Source organism: Psychrobacillus syltrankelensis (assembly GCF_055454035.1).
Genome location: NZ_CM144227.1, coordinates 756,717 through 779,179, shown reverse-complemented (window position 1 = coordinate 779,179; position 22,463 = coordinate 756,717). Strand labels below are relative to the sequence as shown.

The window sequence follows — 22,463 nt, the reverse complement described above, 5'->3', positions numbered from 1 at the left end:
AATGAAAAAGAGATTAGTGTTATTAACGCTTTCAATTGTTGCGATGTTAAGCTTAAGCTTTATTGTTAACACAATTAACATTGCCGAAGAGGAGCTTCCTAGACCAACAGCTATTACAAATTCATTTATTTAAAAATTATTAGTTAATAACTGTGTATACTAAAACCTAATTCTAAATAGCTAGGTAGAGGAGTCAGTCCTTGGAAGCTCACTTCAACGCGACTCCACCTAGCTTTTTGGTTGTTATCTATTTGATTTCAATTTAGGGAATTGTCCAATGAAATAACAGAGTTCTTTACGAAAACTAAATGATTTATTGTTGATTTATTGAAAATTGCACACGATAGATTTCAAATGTGATGTAGGAATTCAAGAGTATATGATAAAATCTTACATAGAAGGTAAAAAGAGAATATCACAATAAATGAAAAGGAAGTGTAATTATGAAAGCAATTATTTTTGATTTTGATGGAACTCTTGCTAATACTTTGCCTATTTGCTATTACTCTTTTCAAAGTGTATTTAAAGAGTTTGACAACAGAGATCTTTCTAATGAAGATATTAAAGCAATGTTTGGTCCCTCAGAGACAGGGATTATTAGAGAAAATCTTATTCAGTTGAACAAAGAACAAGCAATTGAAATGTATTATGAAAAGTATTTAGAAAACCATGAGCAACTAGTCAACCAAAACCATGAAATTGATGATTTATTAAAATATATTAAAGAATTGGGATTAAAGCTTGCTATTGTTACAGGGAAGGCAAAAAGAAGTTTAGATATTTCGTTAAGAGCACTTCGAATGGAAGACCTATTTGAAGTATTAGTAACAGGTGATGATGTGATAGATCCGAAACCTCATCCAGAGGGAGTTATTAAGGCATTAACTCTTTTAAATGTTCAAAAAGAAGATGCGATATTCATAGGTGATAGCGAGGCAGATATAGTAGCAGGATTGCAAGCAGGCGTTGTTACAATTGGCGTACAATGGTTGGAAGATTATCAGACTGCTGATTTTAACACACAGCCTAACCAAACATTTAAAGAAATTAATGATTTTAAACAATTTTTACAAGAAAGTATACTTCAAAATAGATGATTAAATATATTAAAGATCGATCACATGCTAGAGAATTGCTCGAACTTGCTAACCAACTTAATCCGGGCCCGTGGTATAAACACTCACTTAATGTAGCACAAGCTGCTGAAAATATTGTAATTGAACTGACAAAAAAGGGTCTTCATCTTGATTGTGATATTGCATATAATGCTGGGCTACTTCATGATATTGGTAGATACAAAGGATTTACAAAATCAGTTATCCATTCCTATGATGGTTATAATTTCATGGACGAACTTGGTTATCAAGGAAATGCTATAGTATGTGTTACACACTCCTTTCCTAATGAAAATAAAGATATTGAAACCGCTGCGGATTGGACAATTGTTCCACCTCATATGAAGGAAAAATTAGTGGAAGTTTTAAAGGTGAATAATAATTATGACTTGTACAATAAGGTAATTACGTTATGTGATGCATTAGCGGATGAAAATGGATTTACCACTCTTGAAAAAAGATTCATTTCCGTTGGTTTAAGGCATGGCACGGACACAAATACCGCAATTCGCTGGAAAAGTTTTTATGAAATAAAAGAAGAGATAGAATTATTAATTGGAGAAAGTGTTTATGCTCTACTTCCAGGTATTGAAAAAACTATTTATGCAAAGATGGAGTGTTAGTGAAGCTGTAAATTTAAGAACTATTTAAAACTTATAGTGACAGAGCTATTTGTAAGGAGAGAATTTAAGTGAAAAAAACAGCGGTCTTGTTATATCCCCAATTTAGCGAATATGAATTAACAGTAGCGTTATCCATATTAATGCAAGGAAAAAAACCAATCATTACGGTTGGTTTAAGCAACCAATCGATAAAAGGAGAGTCAGGGTTATCTTGTGTAGCTGATGCAACTATTAGTGAAATTAACTTTGAAGAAGTAGATAGCCTCTTATTACCAGGTTGTATGGATATTTTGACTTTAAATGAAGAAGAAAGATTATTTGATTTCATTAAACAAGTAGCTACTAAAGAAACGGTAATTGCAAGTATATCTAGCTCCCCATACCTTTTAGCAAAAGCTGGCGTTTTAAGAGGGAAAAAATATACTGTAGGAATGACCGAAGAGAATATAAAGAAGTCTGGTGTCTTTGAATTAGAAAATTATTCAAAGGACATGGTAGTGCAAGATGAAAACATTATTACAGCAAGAGGACGAGGGTTTGTTAGATTTGGAAAATATTTAGGCAAAGCGTTAAATCTTGAATTTGATGAAAGATGGTATCAGGAATAATGTAATTGGAATCGTACATAGGATTTTTAAAAAATAGTAATGTAGCACTTCTAACTGCAAATCTATAAAAATGCACCTCACAAAATGGTGTTTTTGGTGGTTTTTACATTACCAATAACAAAATTTTACTCAGGTGCATTTTTACTTTCCTAATCTCATTTGTATTCAACAGGTTTTGACCATTGTATGTCGTATTTGTTCATTAATTGAATTGCCTTATTTCCAGCAAACAGAAATGCTAAAAATATCAGACTGGAAAATTCATAACTCATTATTCTTCTAACGATAATTAAATGCATAAACGCATCCGCACCGTGATTTATAATTAGCCAGACCATAAGATAGTTCATGAGAAGTCCCCGAATAACGAAAATGGCTGTAACCAATTGAAACCACTTCAGATTCTCTTTCATAAAATATAACAGGAGGTTAACATATTGATTGAAAAGCAATTATTTGCCGAAACAGATCGACTAATTCTAAGACCCTTTCAAAATGATGATTATGTAAATTGGTATAAAGGGTTTAATGAACGTCTACCTTCGCAATACAAATACGATGATGGATATTCAGATATGTCTTATTCTACTGAAGAATGGTTCATCCAATGGATTGATGGGTTTCAACAAGCTGCTGAAAAAGATGAAATGTACATATTAGGGGTATTTCGAAAAGAAGATGAAGTAAATGTTGGGAAAGTAGAATTAATCACGATTCTAAGAATGGATTATCAATGGGCGATGATGGGGTATTCGATACATAACCAGTTTTGGAAAAATGGGTATGGTGTTGAGAGTGTAAAAGTAGCAACTAAACTATCCTTCACAGAATTAAATTTTCATCGTATTGAATTGCATATTAATACGGATAATGTACCCTCTAAAAGATTAGCTGAGCGAGCTGGATTTACTTTTGAATGTAAGAGAGAACAATTCTCTCTAGAAAACGATGAATGGACGGATTTTCTTATTTATTATCAAAACAATAACTAAAATAATATTCAAATATACTTTAACACTCGAAATAGAGAGGTGAGAGAATGATAGAAACGTTAGCAAAGCAGATTCCTATTATTGGGGATTGTAGAGATATAGTCCAAATTAAAAAAGGGTTTTCATCAGATGAAAAGTATCTAATACATTTTGATAATCATAAGTTACTTCTTCGATTGTTTGACCTAGCAGAGCTTGAATCTAAAAAGAAAGAGTATTCTATTTTGACAAGAATGCAGGACTACAATGTTATCTGCTCAAGACCGATTTCTATTGGTGAGATCGGAAATCAAGGGTATATGATTACTACCTATATAGAAGGTAAAGATGCTGAAGAAGAAATCCAAAATTACTCAGATCAAGAACAATTTAATATTGGCATGAAGGCTGGAAAAGAATTAAGAAAAATGCATCAATTTGCAGCCCCAAGTAATGTCTCCTCGTGGTATTCAAGAAAAGCGGAAAAACATAAGAAATACATAGATGCTTATTTAGAATGTGGCGTTAAAGTAAAAAATGATCAAGATATAATGAATTTTATTGATAATAACATTCACTTAATGAAACAAAGACCAAACTTATTCCAACATGATGATTTCCATGTTGGAAATATTATTGTTAATAATAAAGAATTCTCGGGAGTAATTGACTTCAACAGATACGATTGGGGCGATCCAATTCATGAATTTCTTAAAATTGGTATTTTTAGCAGAGAGGTAAGTGTCCCTTTTTCTAAAGGGCAAATCAAAGGGTATTTTAATAATACAGATCCAAATGAACATTTTTGGAAGATGTATTCACTTTATCTGGCTATGTGCGTATTTTCAACAGTAGTTTGGACATTAAAAACTATTCCGGATGACATGAATAACATGTTAGATAAAGTGTATTTGTTTTTAGAAGATCATGATTACTTCAGTAAATTTAAACCTAGTTGGTACAAATAGAAAAAAACCTGGAGGTCTGCTTATTTACTTGCATGCAGATTTTCAAGATCAGTAGCATAATTCTGATTGAAATATTTGAGACTTAATTCTCAGAGATTTTGCACTTCTTATTTGTGTCTGTGGAGAACTACGGACGAATGATTACCAAGCGATCGTCCAAAAAAATTCAACTTTACGAAATCACAATTTTCCTTTTGACTCCTTGTTTCACTTAATTTATATGGAGATTAGGTTAAATCTATGTAATGTCGAAGATGGGCATCTCCTTATTATCTTCTTATTTCAAGTTAAAACAAAAAAGACTGTAATCAAGGACGAATTTCATCGAGGTTGATTACAGTCTTAAGCTAAGAAAAAAGTATTCCGAAAGTCTTGTGTAGTTGAGACATTTCTTTTTCTATTTTTATTCTCGCTAACTCCTTTATATAAATCTACTAAAGGTTATTAGGTAAGTTCGTAAATGCCATTGGTTTCACCATTGAATTATTTAAAAGCTCTTTTTGAGTGTTAATAATGCTTTCTAATTCGGAAAAGGTTAGTACCGAGTTCATTAAATGCAATAGCAACTAGAATAATAGCCGTGCCTAGCCACTGAAGCGGCGTTACCGTTTCTGACAAAATAATGCTAGCTGATAGGATTGCGATAGGCAATTCAATGGTTGTTAATATATTCGCAATTCCACCTGAAACCAAAGGTGCGCCCACTGCGAAAAATAGTGGTGGAAGGACTGCTCCAAATAACGAAACTCCTACGGCAGTAGTTAACAGGTTTTCCTCCAATGGCAATACAGTTGGGACGTCGCGCATGAATAGGACAAACACTAAAATGGTTGATCCTGTTACCATCAAAGAACTCCGAGTCCATGGATCCACATTTACAGCGACCTTTCCACTGAAAAAAATAAATCCAGCATAAGTGAATGCGGATAAAATTCCAAAAAGGAAACCTTTAATAGGAAGGCCCTGTATGTCTCCATTTAAAATATTCGAAGCAAAAAAGACCCCTACTAAAATTAAAATGATGGACAATATTGTTACAGGAGAAGGTTTTATTTTACTGAAAATCCATTCTAAAAAAATCCCTATCCATACAAATTGGAACATTAAAATGATAGCAAGTGAAGCGGGCAGATATTGCATCGAACCATAATAAAAGATACTTGTTAAACCGATAAAACAGCCGGTAATCATAATTTGAAGAACATTTTTCTTATTAAGTCCTTTGAAATTGGAGCGTTTAATTAGAGTAAAACACCATAATAAAAAAAAGGAAATTACCATTTGAACTATATTGATTTGGCCAAGGGAGTAACCGTAGCTAAACCCCAATTTAGCAAATATTGGTGTAAAACCAAAAAATGAAGCACCTAATAATATAAATAAAACACCTTTATTTAATTTCAATATGAGACCTCCTTGGTGCACAAAACTAACCATACTATTATATCATGAATAAGCAGAAGATTGACCACATCCGGCCACCTCTATCCAAATGATGTAGAAGAATTAACGATTATTGAGATAGATTCTATATTTTTTCTTTTCCCACGCTCAGATGAGTGTGTCTTCAAACAACTCTTCATGCTGAAATAAAATCGAAAAGTAAGTCAGGAATAGATAAAATAGATTATTGAAAGAAAAAACATGAAGATCTTATCTCATTTTATTTAGTCACGTAGATCAGTACTGTAAGTAAGTGAGGTTTTTTCTAAATAGAATATGTAGAAAGGTATGTGAACATTGTTGTTTTACATACCTTTTTCAATTGGAAGGTATTTCGATATAATGTGTTGAATATATCGTTTGCTCATCATAAGGGAAGTATTTACAAGAACCTATTAATTTTGAGGAGATTGCTCAAAACGTTTGTGTACCTAGGGTACTGGTCACACTTAATTAAGAAGATACCGATGGCTTTTTTATGTTTACATGATTTCTCTTGATAAAAATTAACCGGCTATTTTGTATCAGTGATTAAGTTATGTCGGGAATGTTGTTCTTTGAAACGAATGAAGTGAGCTTAAATGGCAAGGCATGCCAGGAGTTTTCTTGTTTAAAATATACGTAACTCCAGATTCAATAGATTTGACTCAAGAGTATTTAAGTAATGTATAGAGTTAGTAGTTCTTACAAATGATAAGTTTTAAGAAATGCAAGGAGTGAAAATTATGGGGAAATCCTTCAAAGGTTCAAATAAATTGATTACAGGGATTGTATTTGGGGTATTAACATTTTGGCTTTTTGCTCAAGCAATGGTCAACGTAGTTCCCGCAGTTCAAAAGGATTTAGGGGTTTCTTCCAGCACATTAAACGTTGCAATTAGTTTAACGGCACTTTTCTCGGGTATTTTTATAGTAGCTGCAGGTGGTCTTGCTGATAAAATTGGAAGGAAGAAAATGACAAATATCGGACTAATGTTAAGTATCATTGGTTCACTTTGTTTAGTTTTAGCAAATGGGTCAACATTACTCATTATTGGTCGAATCTTTCAAGGTTTATCGGCCGCTTGTATTATGCCTGCAACGATTGCCTTGGTGAAAGAATATTTTGAAGGGGCTGAACGTCAAAGAGCACTTAGTTACTGGTCAATCGGTTCTTGGGGTGGTTCTGGTCTATGTTCGTTATTTGGCGGAGCTATTGCAACCTATATGGGATGGAAGTGGATTTTCATCTTCTCCATTATCTTTGCAATTCTTGCATTGTGGTTAATAAAAGACACACCTGAAAGTAAGGCGAAGCAAACTGGTAATTCGAAATTTGATATTGGCGGTCTAATTGTTTTCATTATAACTATGTTAGCATTGAATATTTTCATCACACAAGGTGCCGATATTGGTTGGACAAACTGGATTACTATCGTACTGTTAGTTGTCACAGTTATTGGTGCGATTGTCTTTATAAAAGTTGAAAATGGTAAATCGAATGCGCTAATCGATTTTAGATTATTTAAAAACGCGCCATACACTGGTGCAACAGTTTCAAACTTCTTGCTCAATGCTGTTGCCGGAACGCTTGTTGTTGCGAATACGTATGTACAACAAGGAAGAGGTTTCACATCTTTTCAATCGGGTATGCTTTCTATCGGTTACCTAATTGCTGTACTTGCAATGATTCGAGTTGGGGAAAAGATTCTTCAAAAAATTGGTGCAAAAAAACCAATGCTTTGGGGAACTATTTTAACCCTTATCGGTGTTGGGGTGATGGGCTTAACATTCCTACCTGATGTTGCTTACACAGTCGTTGTATTCATAGGATTCGCTTTGTTCGGTTTAGGCTTAGGGATCTATGCAACACCATCTACAGACACTGCGGTTTCTAATGCACCTGACGATAAAATTGGTGCAGCATCGGGTATTTATAAAATGGCAAGTTCCCTCGGTTCTGCTTTCGGGGTTGCGATTTCTGCGACTGTATATGCGATGATTGCAGACAAAAGCGGAGTAAATGCAGCTGCAACTGGAGGTATTATCGCCAATGTAATTTTTGCAGTCATCGCATTGTTATCGATTATTTTCATGGTTCCAAATAATGCTGGTAAAAATGAAGCTTCATAAGGGAGTCTGTTAGATATGAGAGAAAAATTAATGGAAATGTTGGATGAACGTAAAGATGAAATGATTCAAATCCGTCGTTTTTTACATGAACATCCTGAATTATCATTTAAAGAAGAAAAAACAGCTCAATATATTGCTGACTTTTACAAAGGAAAAGACGTCGAAGTACAAAGAAATGTCGGGAATGGTTACGGAATTATTGTAACAATAGTAGGAGGAAAACCTGGAAAAACAATTGGATTGCGCGCAGATTTTGATGCGCTTCCAATTGTAGAAGAAACACCCGTACCCTTCAAGTCGAAAAATGAGGGTGTCATGCATGCATGCGGACATGATGGTCATACAGCTTACTTGTTAGTTCTTGCTGATTGTTTAATTCAATTGAAATCAGAATTATCCGGAACTATTAAAATCATTCATCAGCATGCTGAAGAGGTTCCACCAGGCGGAGCAAAAAGTATTGTAGAATCTGGACTGTTGGATGATTTAGATGAAGTGTATGGAATTCACTTACTGCCAATTGCTCCTGCTGGAATGGTTGGTTACAATAAGGGCTATGCATTCAACGGAAGGGCCTACATGAAATTGAAAATCCAAGGGCGAGGTGGGCATGGTTCATCGCCTCATTTAGCAAACGATGCAATTGTTGCAGGTGCTCATTTTGTAACCGCAGTTCAAACCATCATAAGCCGTCGATTAAGTCCATTTGAAATAGGCGTAATTACAATCGGATCGTTTGATGGAGCTGGTACCTTTAATGTGATAAAAGATAGTGTAGAGCTTGAAGGTGATATTCGTTACATGACTGTTGAAACGAGAGAAACAATTGAACGAGAAGTAAAACGTATTGTCAAAGGTCTTGAAGAAGAGTTCGATGTAAGTTGTGAACTTACATATACACCAGACTATCCGCCTTTGTACAATAATCCTGAACTTACTGAAAAAGTTGCAGAAGCACTAAAAAATGCGAATGTGAAAGAAATTACAGAAGTAAAAGAAGTCCCACCAATGGCACCATCAGAAGACTTTGCTTACTACGCTGAAAAGTTCCCTGCTTGTTTCTTTTATATCGGGTGTACACCAAAAGGCGTTGAAAAGCCATATTTCAACCATCATCCAAAATTTGATATCGACGAAGATGCACTTTTAGTGGCTGCTAAAGCCGTCGGACAAGTTGTTTGTAGTATGCAGGAATAAATCAGTAGAGTCGTTCAAAATATACTTTTTGAACGACTCATTTGCGATTAAATGGGTCCATTGAGGAAAGGAGGAATCATTTTGACATGGGACATTCTTAACATCATTGGTACCATTGCTTTTGCAATAAGTGGTGTGCTTATCGCAGTAGAAGAGGATTATGATATTTTAGGTATTTACGTTTTAGGGTTTACAACAGCATTCGGAGGGGGTCTTGTTCGAAATTTATTAATTGGAATACCAATTGAAAAGTTTTGGTTACAAGGTTATTTATTTGAAATAGCATTTTTGACAATTACCGTGATTTATATATTGCCGAATAAAAGGATTTGTAATTGGAAAAATAGGGTGGATTTTTTTGATGCCATTGGGTTAGCAGCATTCGCCATTCAAGGTGCAAATTATGCTGTATCTATTGATGCTCCATTAATTGTTGTAATCATAGCAGCTTCCATGACAGGTGCAGGTGGTGGGATTATAAGAGATCTATTTTCAGGTCGAAAACCGATGATTTTTCGTTCGGAAATTTATGCCTTATGGGCAGTTTTAGCAGGTCTTGCCATTGGTTTAGATTTGATACATGGCGCCTATGCCACATTTTCCCTCCTATTCGTAATTGTTATATTAAGGTTATTATCCATCTATTTTCACTGGAATCTACCACGCAAATAAAAGAGGTATGGACAAATAAAAAAACAAGTGATTGCAAGCTTTCAATAAAATACTTAGTAGGTTGAGGTAATTTCATTTTTTAGCAGATTCACGAAAGGTTAACCATTGTAGATGGCTAAAGGAGGCTTTTCTTAAAGATTCAGAATTCGAATTAACACTATAAATAGTCTAATATATTACTTTATAATTGCTATAACAAGCTTAATAGAGCATACTCTCAAATGAGCCTGTATAAAATGTAGTAGATAACGATAACGCGTAAATTAATTTGACAAACCGATTCGTTTTATGTTAAATTCATCCATAATAAAACCATACAAATTCGTTGAAGAGAAAAAGTAGTAAATGAAAATGTTCCAAAGAGAGCCGGTAGATGCTGAAAGCCGGTGTTCATTTCATTTATGAAAATCCTCTCTGAGAAGTCGAGCTGAAATTGAGTAAGTGAGACCGGGTGTCTACCGTTAAAAGGAACGCGTATGATTGTACGTGGCTAAGTGCTATTGTGGAGTGAAAGCTTGCAATAGAATTAGGGTGGTATCACGGTTAAACCCGTCCCTTTTCCAGGGACGGGTTTTTTGTATGTTTTATTAATAAAAATAGGAGTGATATCAAATGGTCAAAGCGAACGAAAAAGAATCTGTAAGTGAGCGAGAAGCACGGATTCGAGCACAATGGGAGAAACATAATATTTTTAAAAAGTCCATAGATGATAGAGCAGAATGTCCTTCTTTTGTCTTTTATGAAGGACCACCTACAGCAAATGGATTACCACATGTTGGTCATGCACTAGGTAGAACGATTAAAGATGTAGTTGCACGATATAAAACAATGACTGGACATCAAGTTATCCGAAAGGCTGGTTGGGATACGCATGGTTTACCAGTTGAATTAGGTGTTGAAAAGCAATTAGGTATATCTGGTAAAAGTGATATTGAAAAATATGGTGTAGAAGCTTTTATTGAAAAATGTAAAGAAAGTGTTTTTATATATGAAAAACAGTGGCGTGAGTTTACTGAACAACTAGGTTACTGGGTAGAAATGGATGATCCTTATTTAACTTTAAGTAATGATTATATTGAAAGTGAATGGAACATTCTTGGCACAATTCATGAAAAAGGGTTACTACAAAAAGGTCACAGAGTATCCCCTTATTGTCCTAGCTGTCAAACTTCACTTAGCTCACATGAGGTGTCACAAGGATATAAAAACGTAAAGGATTTATCTGCAACTGCTAAATTCAAAATAATAGATCGTGAAAATGAATACTTTCTTGGATGGACGACAACTCCTTGGACTTTACCAGCTAATGTTGCACTTGCAGTTAATCCTTCGTTGAAATATGTTCGCGCAAAAAAAGGGCAAGATATTTTTATTGTTGCGGAAGCATTAGTAAGTTCTGTATTAAAGGAGGACTTTGAAATACTTTCTGTGCACGTAGGAGCAGATTTAAAAGACATGACATATACGCCATTATTTGATTTTGCAAATGTGGAAATCGGACATAAAGTGGTAACTGCGGATTATGTATCTTCAGAAAGTGGAACAGGGATTGTTCATATTGCGCCAGCTTATGGAGAAGAAGATTATAAAGTGGTGAAGGAAAATGGGTTATCCTTCGTTAATGTTGTAGATGAAAAAGGAAAGTATACTTCGGAAGTTATTGGTTTTAAAGGCCGATTTGTGAAAGATTGTGATGTAGATATTGTTCGATACCTTTCTGAGAAAGGTTTGCTTTACAGTAAGGAAAAGTATGAACATAGTTATCCTCATTGCTGGCGTTGTGATTCACCTCTTTTGTATTATGCAAATGAAAGCTGGTTTATCCAAACAACTGCGTTGAAGGAACAATTTATACAAAATAATGAAGGAGTTACTTGGTATCCGGAGCATATCAAACACGGCCGGTTCGGAAACTTTTTAGAACAAATGGTGGACTGGAATATTAGTCGTAAACGGTATTGGGGCACACCGCTCAATGTTTGGGAATGCGAAGAATGTAATCATGAATATGCACCGAAAAGTATCGAAGAGCTAAAAAAGCATTCTGTTCACACTTTAGATGACATTGAATTGCATAAGCCATATGTAGATCATGTAAAGCTTCACTGTTCATGTTGTGGAGGGACTATGACAAGAACACCTGAAGTAATTGATGTTTGGTTCGATAGTGGTTCTATGCCATTTGCACAATACCATTATCCTTTTGAGAATAAAGAGTTTTTTGAAAAACAATTCCCAGCAGATGTAGTCATTGAAGGTATTGATCAAACGCGTGGGTGGTTTTATAGCTTACTTGCTGTATCCACTTTATTTACAGGTAAGGCTCCTTATAAACGGGTCCTTTCGACTGGTCATATATTGGATGAAAAAGGACAAAAAATGTCTAAAAGTAAAGGCAATGCCCTAGACCCAGTAGAGCTAATTCAAAAGTATGGAGCAGATGCACTAAGATGGGCTTTATTAGTGGACAGTGCACCTTGGAATACAAAAAGGTTCTCTGAACGAATCGTACAAGAAGCTAAGTCTAAATTAGTTGATACACTCGACAATGTGCATAGTTTTTATTCACTTTACGCTAATTTAGATAACTACAATCCGAAAGCTGCTTATGAAGTAGAAAAAAATAAACTGGACAATTGGATATTATCCCGTTTGCATAGCACGATTAAAATCGTTCGATCAAACTTAGAGGATTATCATTTTACAAACGGTGCAAGAGAAATTGCAAAGCTACTAGAGCAAGTAAGCAATTGGTATGTAAGACGTTCCAGAGAGCGTTTTTGGTCAAGTGATATGAACCCAGAAAAAGCAGCTGCATATGAAACGCTCTATGAAGTATTAACAAAAACTAGTCAATTGTTAGCACCATTAACTCCGTTTCTTGCAGAAGATGTGTTTATGAACTTAACAGGTGAAAGTGTCCATTTATCGGATTTTCCATTAGCAGATGAACAACTTATGAATGAAAAACTGGAAAATGAAATGGATGCAGTTTTACAAGTAGTCGAGTTAGGAAGAAGTGTTCGAAATACTACTTCCTTGAAGGTAAAACAACCTTTAGGTAGTCTTTCACTAATAAGTCCTAATAAGGATATTAACTGGAAATTATACAAAGATATCATACTAGATGAGTTAAATGTGAAGGTATTTGAACAAACGGAAAATGAAGGGAAGTTTGTAACTACAAAAATAAAACTCGATTTCAAAAAATCAGGTTCAAAGTTTGGTAAGCAGTCGAATGCAATTAATACTTGGCTTCAGTCATTAGATGACAAACAAGTTCGAAAGTTTTTGCAAGAGGGCTTTTTAGAATATGAGAAAGAAAATGTAATGTTAGAAGATGTTCTGATTGAAAACATAGCAAAAGAGGGATATGCTTCAGCAACAAATGGTGCATACACCGTAACTTTAAATCTTTCTTTAACCGAAGAACTGATTCAAGAAGGATTGGCGCGTGAGTTAATACGCGCAATACAAGCATATAGAAAACAACTGAAATTACCAATCGATATGCGTGTGGATATTGCTGTAAGTGCAGATGAAGAACTTCAGCTAGTTATTGAAAAGTTTAAGCCTATGTTGCAACTAAACTTGTTAATGCGTAATTTATTGTTTACAGAAAATACACCTGTTGGAACAGAAATTAAAATAGCAAATCATACTATTTCGTTGCAAATAATGCCAGCAGAGTGAGGATTCTATTATACAAAATCGGATATTAGTATTCATTCTAATATCTGATTTTATTAAATATCGTCATTATGTTTTATACTTGCCAAAATGTTTGGAGGTTTTAAGATGTTTTCATTTAAAATGAATGATCAAATAGAAATTGAGTTATTACAACAGCAACACAAAGAGGAGTTATTTAATCTTGTGGACAAGAACAGAGAGTATTTAAGAAGATGGTTGCTCTGGGTTGATAAGAGAAAATCAGCAGCGGATTTTGAGCCTATTATTCCAATTTGGATAAAAAATTATGCCGATAATAATGGATTCGATGCTGGTATTAGGTATAATGGAAAATTAGTTGGAATGATTGGTCTCCCTTATATTGATTGGAAAAATAGATCAACCTCTGTTGGTTATTTTCTATCTGAAGAAGAACAAGGAAAAGGTATTATAACTAAAAGTTTACAGTCAATAATAGATTACCTATTTAAAATTATCAATTTAAATAGAATTGAGATTCAGGTTGCAGCTAATAATCTGAAAAGTATTGCAATCCCAACAAAATTAGGTTTTGTTCAAGAAGGAACAAAACGTGATGGACAGTGGTTATATGACCATTATGAAGACATAATTACATTTAGTCTCCTAGAGAATGATTGGGAAAAAAAGAAAAAATGCAATTTGAATAAGTAATACCAGTTCTTTTAGAGTAAATGGTATAAATCGGAACGTTGGTATTAAACGTTATTGCGGAGCTCCATTTAATGCAGTTCTGCAAGGAGTAGAGCTAGGAAAAAATGTTCATAGAAGGAACAGAAATAAAAATAAGCTTACCATACAATTTTATTGTAAATAAAACCGTCAAGTTGAGAGGTTAACGTTAAAGAAAATCGGATATAATTTTGTATCTCATATCCGATTTTACTTTTATCCTTAATTAGAGTTTATTTTACAACACTAAGCACAAAACCATCATACCCTTTAATACCGACTGTTTGAATAGCGGTAGACTCTATTCGAGGTTCGTTTTCCAATAACTCTATAAATTTGCGCACGCCTTGTACTCGTTCATCTTTACTTATTTCATCCATTACTTCTCCGTTTCTTACTACATTATCAGCAATAATAAGCGTCCCCGACTTAGCTAAGTCTAATGCCCATTTTAAATAATGTGGATTATTAGGTTTATCAGCATCGATAAAGATCAAGTCGAAGGGGGAAACTCCTTTTTCTTTCAAGTCTGACAAACTATCAAGCGCTTTTCCAACAATTACTTCTACTTTATTTTGACAATTTGCATGTCGGATATTCTTCACTGCAATTTTTGCATATTCTGGCTCAATCTCAAGTGTGTATACTTTTCCATTTTCAGGTAGAGCACGTGAGAGCCATATACTACTGTACCCACCAAGGGTACCTATTTCTAAAACATTCTTTGCCCCTTTTATTTTAGCTAATAGATACAATAACTTTCCTTGTGTAGGAGACACATCGATCTCTGGAATACCAGCCTCTTTATTTGTTTTTAGTACATGTTCAAGTATTGAATCAAATGGTATTAGTTTATCAATAAAATACTCATCCACTTCATTCCAAGTTAAGTCATTTCTCATGATATTCTCCTCTATTTCTGTTTTATTTTCATGCTTACAGGATTAGTGTATGTTAAAATAAAACATAAAAAAAATATATTATTATTACTAATTCATAACTTTTATTTATGAATGGGAGTGAAAAGATGAATCTTCATGGGTTAAAGCTTTTTCATCAAGTAGCGATTACTAGTAGTTTTACTAAAGCAGCGGAAGAGATGAGAATTAGTCAACCTGCTGTTTCTAGCCAGATTAAAAAATTCGAACAAGAAATAGGAATTCCATTATTTAAGAAGCACGGGCGCGGAGTTCTATTAACTGAGTTTGGAGAAGAGTTAGCGGAAAAAGCAAAGAATTTTTATGCTTTTGAAGAACATATTGAATCGTTTATTGAAGATTATCGTTTGGCCAGAAAGGGAAAGATTCATATTGTTGCTACTTATTTGCCAGCAAATTATTTAATTCCTAAATGGGCAGCTACTTTTTTGGCTTCCAATGAAGATGTAAATTTAGTCATTTCAACAACAAACACAAAAGAAGCCTTTGAGCAATTAAAGCAATTTAAAGCAGATATCGCTATATATGGAGGAGGTATATCGGAAAGGCCAGCAGAAGTTGAGTGGGACGAATTACTTGAAGATGAGCTTTGGTTTGTTGTTTCACCTCATCACCCATATGCAAATCAATATATTTCACTAGCTGATATGGTGAAGGAGCCATTTATAATGCGTGAAGAAGGAAGCTCAATGAGAGAACATCTTTTTTCTCTTTGTCAGACCTACCAAGTAAAACCACCAAAAGTAGCTTTGCAATTCAACGGTTTGAATGAAACAATTCGCTCCGTAATGGCGGGCTACGGAGCAAACTTTATTTCATCTCTTGTTGTCCGTGAATATGTGGAAAATAATCAGTTAGCTAGAGTATATGTTCAAGATATCCATGTGGCACATAAAATTGCAATTTGCACAAGAAAAAACGAGAAACAAAGTTTACTAGTAACAAAATTTATAGAGACTTGTAAAAAGTCTCTATAAATTGAATTTCCTATTTGTAGATATTTCATTCAGTTCTACTATCTTTTTTATTATTAATTGGGCTTGACTCACGCAGAATAGAGACACTCTTTAAAGTAACTACTATTTAGGACTAAGTTCAACATTTTTAAGTGATATCTTATCTCACCGAAAATACTCTCTTACTAGGCAACTCAAGGCAATTCATTTGCCCCCCATATACTGCTCCACCATCAATGCCAATGATTCGATTGCTCCCGAAAAAAACATGGTGATTTTCTTCATCCTCATGAAGTAGATTTGTTTCTGTATGGCCGAATATTACAGTCTTATCACCGTTGTATCCTTTATGAAATTCGTCTCGGATCCATACTAATATATATGGATCTGTCTCAGAGATAGGTGTTGTTGGGTGAACGCCAGCGTGAACAAAAATATAATCGTCTGTTTCAATATAGTTTTCAAGGTTTTGGACAAATTCTAAATGTTTCTTCAGCTCTTCGGATTCTAACAGAGGTTTTTGAAAATTTTCTTTACTAACTTCAGTTTCTTTTTCGGAATACCCATAGCTAAATAAGGTTTTATCCCCTCCACACCTCTTAACCCAGTGGTTCCATGATCTCTCTACATCAGTCGTTAACGCTTTTATCATCATATCCTCATGATTACCTTTTAGTAGTCGGGCTCCGGATTTTTTTAAACTCATTACTTTTTCAATAACACCTTTTGCATTAGGGCCACGATCTACATAATCACCTAATAATATCAATTGGTCTAATTCTGGATTGTAATCTGCTTCTACAAGCAATTTTTCAAATTTCTCTAATTCACCGTGAATATCACTTATTACAAGGATTCTTTTCATAGTTTTCTCTTCTTTCTTACTCTGTATGTTTTCAGTCTTTACTTAATCATATTATAAACATAAAGCGGAGTTATCCGCACCTAAGTATCGTTTTCCATTGGTCATACGATCCTTTAAAAGAAAAAAATTAGTATTAGTTTAAATAATCACAAAAAATAGTTTGACAATTAGAAGTATTCGTACTAACATAAACAATAACTTTTATGTTCGGATACGGGTAGAAGGCACCGGGAGCGGTGTCGCCCATAGAACAGACGAGCCGAGATTAGATGAGCATAGTTGAGAAATTGTTTGAATAAGAGGAGTAACACTAGTGTGCAATAAAGAGAGTCAGTGGTTGGTGGGAACTGATTTGTAGCTAGTGTGAATGGACTTATGAAAGCTACTTTGAGAACGATTATTCGTTTTAGGGGTAGACGTATTTCCTACGTTACAGGATATTGAGTGGGAGTGGTAACGCTCCAACTAGAGGTGGCAACGCGGTCAACACCGTCCTCTTCAAAGGGATTTTTCTGAATTCCTTTGAAGAGGACTTTTTTTATTTCTTTTAAAAGAAAATAGTTGAGATGAGCAGAGGAGAGAATTAGATGAGAACAGAACAAGTAAGCTTGCGAACAACGATGAAAAAATTGAATGGGGATTCTTTGACTCCGATTTTGATTTTGAGAAGATTGAAAGGGAAAAGGAAATTTTTATTAGAAAGTTCAGCTAAGCATGATAGCTCAGGTAGATATTCGTTTATAGGGGTAAATCCATTGAAATCGTATACGGTTCGTAGTGGAAAACTAATCGAACACTTCTACGAGAATGGTAAAGAGTACACGCATGAAGGAAATGTTTTTGAACTATTAAAAAGGTTAATGCCAAGTATTCCGGATAATACAGGGTTACCATTTACAGGTGGGGCAGTTGGATACATTGGTTATGAGGCATGTATAAATAAAAATTCGCCTTTAGAAGATGAAATCGGTTTACCAAATGTCTATTTCAATGTTTATGAAACGCTCGTTATCTTTGATCATCAATTAGATGAAGTTACTCTAATAAATACAGATACCGGATCAGATGGAGAACTACCTAATTTGGATTCTATAGCGGACCAAATTCTTTCACGAAGTGAGCTACAAGATGGAGAAATTCAAATAGCTGAATATTCATGTTCCATAACACAAGAACAATTTGAAGAACTTGTTCTTAAAGCAAAAGATTATATTGAAAAAGGTGAAGTGGAACAAGTTGTGCTATCTCGTCGACTTGTAGCTAATTTTAAAGGTGATCCATTTTCATTATATCGAAAACTAAGAAAACGTAATCCTTCACCTTATATGTACTATATGGAATTTGATGAGTATGTCATCGTAGGAACTTCACCAGAAAGTCTAGTTCAGGTTATTGATAGAAAGGTAACAACAAATCCGATTGCTGGTACCCGTAGAAGAGGGAGAACTGCTGAAGAAGATGTTTTGCTTGAAAAAGAACTGTTAACTGACCCTAAAGAAATTTCTGAACATAATATGCTTGTTGATCTTAGTATCAAGGAATTAGGAAAAGTTTGTGTGCCAGAATCTGTACAAGTAACAAACTATAAAAAAATTGTTCGGTATGAACATGTCATGCATATTGTATCGGAAGTAGAAGGAGTATTAGCACCGGTATTGCATCCGCTCGATGGTCTAATGTCCTGTTTTCCGGCTGGTACTGTAACAGGTTCACCAAAACAACGATCAATAGAAATTATTGAGGAATTAGAGCTTATGCAACGTAGTTTTTATGGAGGCTCAATTGGATACCTCGCATTTAATGGAAATATGGACTTTGCTCTAACGATACGTACAATGCTTTTAAAACATGGGAAAGCGTATGTGCAAGCAGGTGCAGGTATTGTTGCAGCATCTGAACCTAAATTGGAATATAAAGAAACGTTTAATAAAGCACGGTCCTTACTAGAAGTTTTGAAGTGATTTAGAAGAGCTGAGACGAGGAGAGATTTAGATGAGAAACTTTATTGAAAAAGTAGAGAAGAACGAGCATTTAATGTATGAAGAGATGATAGAGGTATCACAATTAATGTTTAATGAAACAACAGATCTGCAATTAATCACAGATTTCCTAATTGCGCTTTCCAAAAAAGGAGAAACTGCTTACGAAGTTGCAGCTCTTGCTTCTGTTATGAAATCATTTGCTTTGGAATTAAACTATCCTAAAGGAGATTATATGGATAACTGTGGTACTGGTGGAGATAGCTTAAACAGTTTCAACATTAGCACGTCTTCTGCTTTTGTATTAGCAGGAGCAGGAGCATCTATCGTGAAACACGGAAATAGGAAAATTACAAGTAAAGCCGGTAGCACAGATGTTTTAGAGGCCTTAGGAATCCCTTCAGATATCAATACGGAAGCATCAATGGATTTACTTGTACGAGAGGGTATTACTTTTCTTAATGCATCAACTATTCATCCGAAATTAAAGCGATTAGGTGTCGTTCGACAACAAATTGGTAAACCAACAATTTTTAATCTTATTGGGCCGCTAACGAATCCAGTGGCTTTAAAGAGTCAATATACTGGTATTAATAGACCGGGTTTTACGATGGAATATGCATCCGTTTTACAAATGCTTGGTAGAGAAAGAGCAATTGTCGTGTGCGGATCAGGAGGTATGGATGAGGCATCTTTAGCAGGGCAAAATGATTTTGTTTTGGTCGATAAAGGCGATTTAATTCCGTTTACGTTAACACCAGAAGATGTTGGTTTAACCTCTGCTCCCATATCTGCAATAAAAGGTGGAAATGCGCAGGAAAATGCAAAAATTATGAAGTCAGTATTCCGAGGAGAGCGGAGTCCTTATTTTGATACGGTGATTTTTAACGCTGGAATTGGTTTTTTTACAAATGGAATGGTCAGCAATATTCCTGAAGGTATAAAATTAGCGACTGATAGTATTATGTCTGGAAAAGCTTTAGAAAAGTTAGAAGCTATTATTGAATTTTCTACCAATGCCTGTAAACAGGAGGTAGTTTGATGACGACTATTTTAGATAAGATTCTTTTTGAGAAAAAGAAACAAATTGAAACAATGTTAGAAAATGATATTCCAATAAAGAAACATAAAATTACACGTCCAAGTTTGTTCGATCAATTATATGGTACGGAGCATTTGCAAATCATTTCAGAAATAAAGCGTGCATCTCCATCTAAGGGATTAATTGCAGAAGGAGTAAATCCTGTAGAGCAAGCAAACGCCTACTATAATGCTGGAGCTGCTTGTATATCCGTTTTGACAGATATATCCTTTTTTCGAGGTTCATTTCAAGATTTAACTGTTATTTCTGATTCGGTGCCTATCCCGTTATTATGTAAAGATTTCATACTTCATAAAGTACAAATTGATCAAGCGATTAATGCTGGAGCATCTGTCATTCTATTAATAGTTGCAGCACTAAGTGAAATAGAACTGCAAGACCTTTATGAATACGCAATATCTGCAGGATTGGAAGTGCTAGTAGAGATACATGATTCAAACGAGTTAGAAACTGCTTTAAAAGTGGGAGCCAAGCTCATTGGTGTTAATAACCGAGATTTACGTACTTTTGAAGTAGACTTATCTCGTACTGCTGAAATTGCTTCTATATTCCCTTTCCACGAAGAACGAGTATTGATTAGTGAAAGTGGTATTTGGAATGCGGAAGATGCAGCTCGAGTAGCGAGGTATGGTGTAAGTGCAGTGCTTGTAGGAGAATCGCTTATGAAAAGTGAGGATGTAAGTGCTGCAATAAGTGCTTTAAAAGTGAAGCGAGGTGTTGTAACTGTATGACGAAAGTAAAGATCTGTGGATTAATGGAAAAAGAGCATGTACAAGTAGCGATAGATGCGGGAGCAGATGCTATAGGCTTTGTGTTTGCACCGAGTAAGCGAAAACTGACGCTTGAACAAGCAAAACTACTAGCTGAAGAAATTCCTCCGCACATCCTAAAAGTTGGTGTTTTTGTGAATCCATCAAGAGAAGAGTTAGAAACTGTTTTTCGAGAAGTACCTTTAGATTTGGTTCAATATCATGGCAATGAAACATCTAAATTTATCCAAATGAATGGATTTCCTTCTATTAAAGCATTATCTATTTTAAGCGAAGTGGATGTAACACTAGCAGAGAAGTTTACAACGGAATACTACTTATTTGATGCTCCTGGAATCGATTATCAAGGGGGGAGCGGACATACATTCGATTGGCAATTATTGAAAGTAAATAGCATAGCAGATAACAAAATTATTTTAGCTGGTGGATTGAATCCTTTCAATGTCAGAGAAGCAATTGAACGAGTTAATCCTTATATGGTGGACGTTTCTAGTGGAGTAGAGATAGAGGGCAGAAAAGATGCTGAGTTGATTCGTGCGTTTATTCGTGCAGTTAAAGTTGAGGAGAGATGAGCAAATGGTAAAAGAAGAAACAGGGAGATATGGTCGCTTTGGTGGGCAGTATGTACCGGAAACTTTAATGACTGCACTAATTGAATTAGAACAAACTTATGAAGAAGCAATAACGGATCCTTCTTTTGCAAAAGAAGTGGCTTATTATTTAAAAGATTATGTAGGTCGTGAAACGCCTCTATACTATGCAGAACGTCTTACAAAAGAACTTGGAGGGGCAAAAATTTACTTAAAAAGAGAAGATCTAAACCATACAGGAGCGCATAAGATCAATAATACGATTGGTCAGGCATTACTTGCAAAACGTATGGGGAAAAAGAAAATAGTTGCAGAAACAGGAGCGGGACAGCACGGGGTTGCAACGGCTACAGTTTGTGCGCTATTCGATTTAGAATGCGTAGTTTTCATGGGGAGAGAAGATGTGCGCAGACAGGAACTTAATGTTTTTCGCATGGAATTGCTCGGTGCAAGAGTCGTGTCGGTTGAACAAGGATCGGGTACTCTAAAAGACGCGGTGAACGAAGCGCTTCGTTACTGGGTGTCCAATGTTGAGGATACGCATTATATTTTAGGCTCTGCTCTTGGACCTCACCCATTTCCTAGAATCGTCCGTGATTTTCAACGAGTAATTGGCGTGGAAACCCGTCATCAAATCCTTGAAAAGGAAGGTAGGTTACCAGATGCAGTTGTTGCATGTGTGGGTGGAGGTAGTAACGCAATCGGTATGTTCCACCCATTTGTTGAAGATGAAGAAGTAGCACTTTACGGCATAGAGGCAGGTGGTAAAGGTATTAATACTGGGAGACATGCGTCTGCTGTAGCAGAAGAAAAAGAAGGCGTTTTACACGGAGCTTATATGTATATTTTGCAGGATGAAAACGGGTTTATCCAAGAAGCCCATTCCATTTCTGCAGGACTTGATTACCCTGCTATTGGTCCAGAACATAGTTATTTACATGATATCGGTCGGGTGAAATATACATCAGTAACAGACTCAGAGGCTTTGGAAGGACTACAACTACTTTCAAAAAAAGAAGGGATCATTCCTGCTTTAGAAAGTGCTCACGCCATATTTTATGCTGCACGTATTGCGAAAGAAATGAAACCAAATCAGATTTTAGTTATTTGTCTTTCTGGTCGTGGCGATAAGGACGTTCAGACAGTTAGAGATGCGCTGGGAGGTAAATGAA

The 22,463-nt window shown here is 35.2% G+C and carries 21 protein-coding genes and 2 other annotated features; of the genes, 17 read left to right on the top strand and 4 right to left on the bottom strand.

Features of this window, described 5'->3' with window-relative positions; all coding sequences use genetic code 11:
- Position 1 precedes the first annotated feature (1 nt).
- The 4 genes from ACTSKG_RS04010 to ACTSKG_RS03995 all read left to right on the top strand — a co-directional run bounded on the left by ACTSKG_RS04010 (position 2) and on the right by ACTSKG_RS03995 (position 2,346).
- The gene (locus ACTSKG_RS04010; protein ID WP_464756858.1) at positions 2–133 is read left to right on the top strand and encodes a hypothetical protein; all 132 of its coding nucleotides are present in this window, start codon (positions 2–4) and stop codon (positions 131–133) included.
- Between the two features lie 307 nt (positions 134–440).
- Positions 441–1,097: an HAD family hydrolase gene (locus tag ACTSKG_RS04005; protein ID WP_464757964.1), complete on the top strand. Its 657-nt coding sequence runs from the start codon at positions 441–443 to the stop codon at positions 1,095–1,097.
- Positions 1,097–1,738, top strand: coding sequence for an HD domain-containing protein (locus tag ACTSKG_RS04000; protein ID WP_464757963.1), 642 nt, complete (start codon positions 1,097–1,099; stop codon positions 1,736–1,738). Before ACTSKG_RS04005 ends, ACTSKG_RS04000 begins: the two co-directional genes overlap by 1 nt.
- Positions 1,739–1,806: 68 nt before the next feature.
- Positions 1,807–2,346 carry a DJ-1/PfpI family protein gene (locus tag ACTSKG_RS03995; RefSeq protein ID WP_464756857.1) on the top strand — a complete coding sequence of 180 codons (540 nt, stop codon included), beginning with the start codon at positions 1,807–1,809 and terminating at the stop codon, positions 2,344–2,346.
- Positions 2,347–2,501: 155 nt separating this feature from the next.
- On the opposite strand, the gene ACTSKG_RS03990 is transcribed toward ACTSKG_RS03995, so the two are convergent.
- Entirely contained in the window at positions 2,502–2,696 is a 195-nt protein-coding gene (locus ACTSKG_RS03990) for a hypothetical protein (RefSeq protein WP_464756856.1), read from the bottom strand.
- Between the two features lie 87 nt (positions 2,697–2,783).
- Between ACTSKG_RS03990 and ACTSKG_RS03985 the strand changes: the two genes are divergently transcribed.
- Positions 2,784–3,338 carry a GNAT family N-acetyltransferase gene (locus tag ACTSKG_RS03985; protein WP_464756855.1) on the top strand — a complete coding sequence of 185 codons (555 nt, stop codon included), beginning with the start codon at positions 2,784–2,786 and terminating at the stop codon, positions 3,336–3,338.
- A gap of 47 nt (positions 3,339–3,385) precedes the next feature.
- On the top strand, positions 3,386–4,285 hold the full coding sequence (locus ACTSKG_RS03980; protein ID WP_464756854.1) for an aminoglycoside phosphotransferase family protein: 900 nt from the start codon (positions 3,386–3,388) through the stop codon (positions 4,283–4,285).
- A 507-nt stretch (positions 4,286–4,792) separates the two neighbouring features.
- Here the strand turns inward: ACTSKG_RS03980 and ACTSKG_RS03975 are convergent.
- Complete coding sequence (locus ACTSKG_RS03975) at positions 4,793–5,689, bottom strand: EamA family transporter (protein WP_464756852.1); 897 nt, start codon at positions 5,687–5,689, stop codon at positions 4,793–4,795.
- A 761-nt stretch (positions 5,690–6,450) separates the two neighbouring features.
- Here ACTSKG_RS03975 and ACTSKG_RS03970 point away from each other — a divergent pair.
- From ACTSKG_RS03970 to ACTSKG_RS03950, 5 genes are all read left to right on the top strand, one after another.
- The gene (locus ACTSKG_RS03970) at positions 6,451–7,839 is read left to right on the top strand and encodes an MFS transporter (RefSeq protein ID WP_464757962.1); all 1,389 of its coding nucleotides are present in this window, start codon (positions 6,451–6,453) and stop codon (positions 7,837–7,839) included.
- Positions 7,840–7,854: 15 nt separating this feature from the next.
- Positions 7,855–9,036 carry an amidohydrolase gene (locus tag ACTSKG_RS03965; RefSeq protein ID WP_464756851.1) on the top strand — a complete coding sequence of 394 codons (1,182 nt, stop codon included), beginning with the start codon at positions 7,855–7,857 and terminating at the stop codon, positions 9,034–9,036.
- An 81-nt stretch (positions 9,037–9,117) separates the two neighbouring features.
- Positions 9,118–9,708 carry a trimeric intracellular cation channel family protein gene (locus ACTSKG_RS03960; protein WP_464756850.1) on the top strand — a complete coding sequence of 197 codons (591 nt, stop codon included), beginning with the start codon at positions 9,118–9,120 and terminating at the stop codon, positions 9,706–9,708.
- A gap of 316 nt (positions 9,709–10,024) precedes the next feature.
- Positions 10,025–10,268 (top strand) — a binding site (T-box leader).
- 52 nt (positions 10,269–10,320) lie between these two features.
- Positions 10,321–13,401 carry an isoleucine--tRNA ligase gene (ileS, locus tag ACTSKG_RS03955; protein WP_464756849.1) on the top strand — a complete coding sequence of 1,027 codons (3,081 nt, stop codon included), beginning with the start codon at positions 10,321–10,323 and terminating at the stop codon, positions 13,399–13,401.
- Between the two features lie 105 nt (positions 13,402–13,506).
- Positions 13,507–14,073 carry a GNAT family N-acetyltransferase gene (locus tag ACTSKG_RS03950; protein ID WP_464756848.1) on the top strand — a complete coding sequence of 189 codons (567 nt, stop codon included), beginning with the start codon at positions 13,507–13,509 and terminating at the stop codon, positions 14,071–14,073.
- 251 nt (positions 14,074–14,324) lie between these two features.
- Here the strand turns inward: ACTSKG_RS03950 and ACTSKG_RS03945 are convergent, their stop codons facing one another.
- Entirely contained in the window at positions 14,325–14,993 is a 669-nt protein-coding gene (locus ACTSKG_RS03945) for an O-methyltransferase (protein WP_464756847.1), read from the bottom strand.
- A gap of 125 nt (positions 14,994–15,118) precedes the next feature.
- Here ACTSKG_RS03945 and ACTSKG_RS03940 point away from each other — a divergent pair, with 125 nt between their 5' ends.
- Positions 15,119–16,006, top strand: coding sequence for a LysR family transcriptional regulator (locus tag ACTSKG_RS03940; RefSeq protein WP_464756846.1), 888 nt, complete (start codon positions 15,119–15,121; stop codon positions 16,004–16,006).
- A gap of 139 nt (positions 16,007–16,145) precedes the next feature.
- On the opposite strand, the gene ACTSKG_RS03935 is transcribed toward ACTSKG_RS03940, so the two are convergent.
- Positions 16,146–16,850, bottom strand: a complete 705-nt coding sequence (locus ACTSKG_RS03935; RefSeq protein ID WP_464756845.1) for a metallophosphoesterase family protein — start codon at positions 16,848–16,850, stop codon at positions 16,146–16,148.
- A 282-nt stretch (positions 16,851–17,132) separates the two neighbouring features.
- Positions 17,133–17,350 (top strand) — a binding site (T-box leader).
- Between the two features lie 87 nt (positions 17,351–17,437).
- Between ACTSKG_RS03935 and ACTSKG_RS03930 the strand changes: the two genes are divergently transcribed.
- Genes ACTSKG_RS03930 through trpB form a run of 5 tightly spaced genes read left to right on the top strand, consistent with a single transcriptional unit; the run spans position 17,438 to position 22,462 of the window.
- Positions 17,438–18,811 (top strand): anthranilate synthase component I family protein, encoded by a 1,374-nt coding sequence (locus ACTSKG_RS03930; RefSeq protein WP_464756844.1) that lies wholly within the window; start codon positions 17,438–17,440, stop codon positions 18,809–18,811.
- A gap of 31 nt (positions 18,812–18,842) precedes the next feature.
- On the top strand, positions 18,843–19,871 hold the full coding sequence (trpD, locus tag ACTSKG_RS03925; RefSeq protein ID WP_464756842.1) for an anthranilate phosphoribosyltransferase: 1,029 nt from the start codon (positions 18,843–18,845) through the stop codon (positions 19,869–19,871).
- A complete protein-coding gene (gene trpC, locus ACTSKG_RS03920) occupies positions 19,871–20,662 on the top strand; it encodes an indole-3-glycerol phosphate synthase TrpC (protein WP_464756841.1) in 792 nt (263 codons plus the stop codon). The genes trpD and trpC overlap by 1 nt, the downstream gene beginning before the upstream one ends.
- A complete protein-coding gene (locus ACTSKG_RS03915) occupies positions 20,659–21,273 on the top strand; it encodes a phosphoribosylanthranilate isomerase (protein ID WP_464756840.1) in 615 nt (204 codons plus the stop codon). Before trpC ends, ACTSKG_RS03915 begins: the two co-directional genes overlap by 4 nt.
- Positions 21,274–21,277: 4 nt before the next feature.
- Complete coding sequence (gene trpB, locus ACTSKG_RS03910) at positions 21,278–22,462, top strand: tryptophan synthase subunit beta (RefSeq protein WP_464756839.1); 1,185 nt, start codon at positions 21,278–21,280, stop codon at positions 22,460–22,462.
- Position 22,463 lies beyond the last annotated feature (1 nt).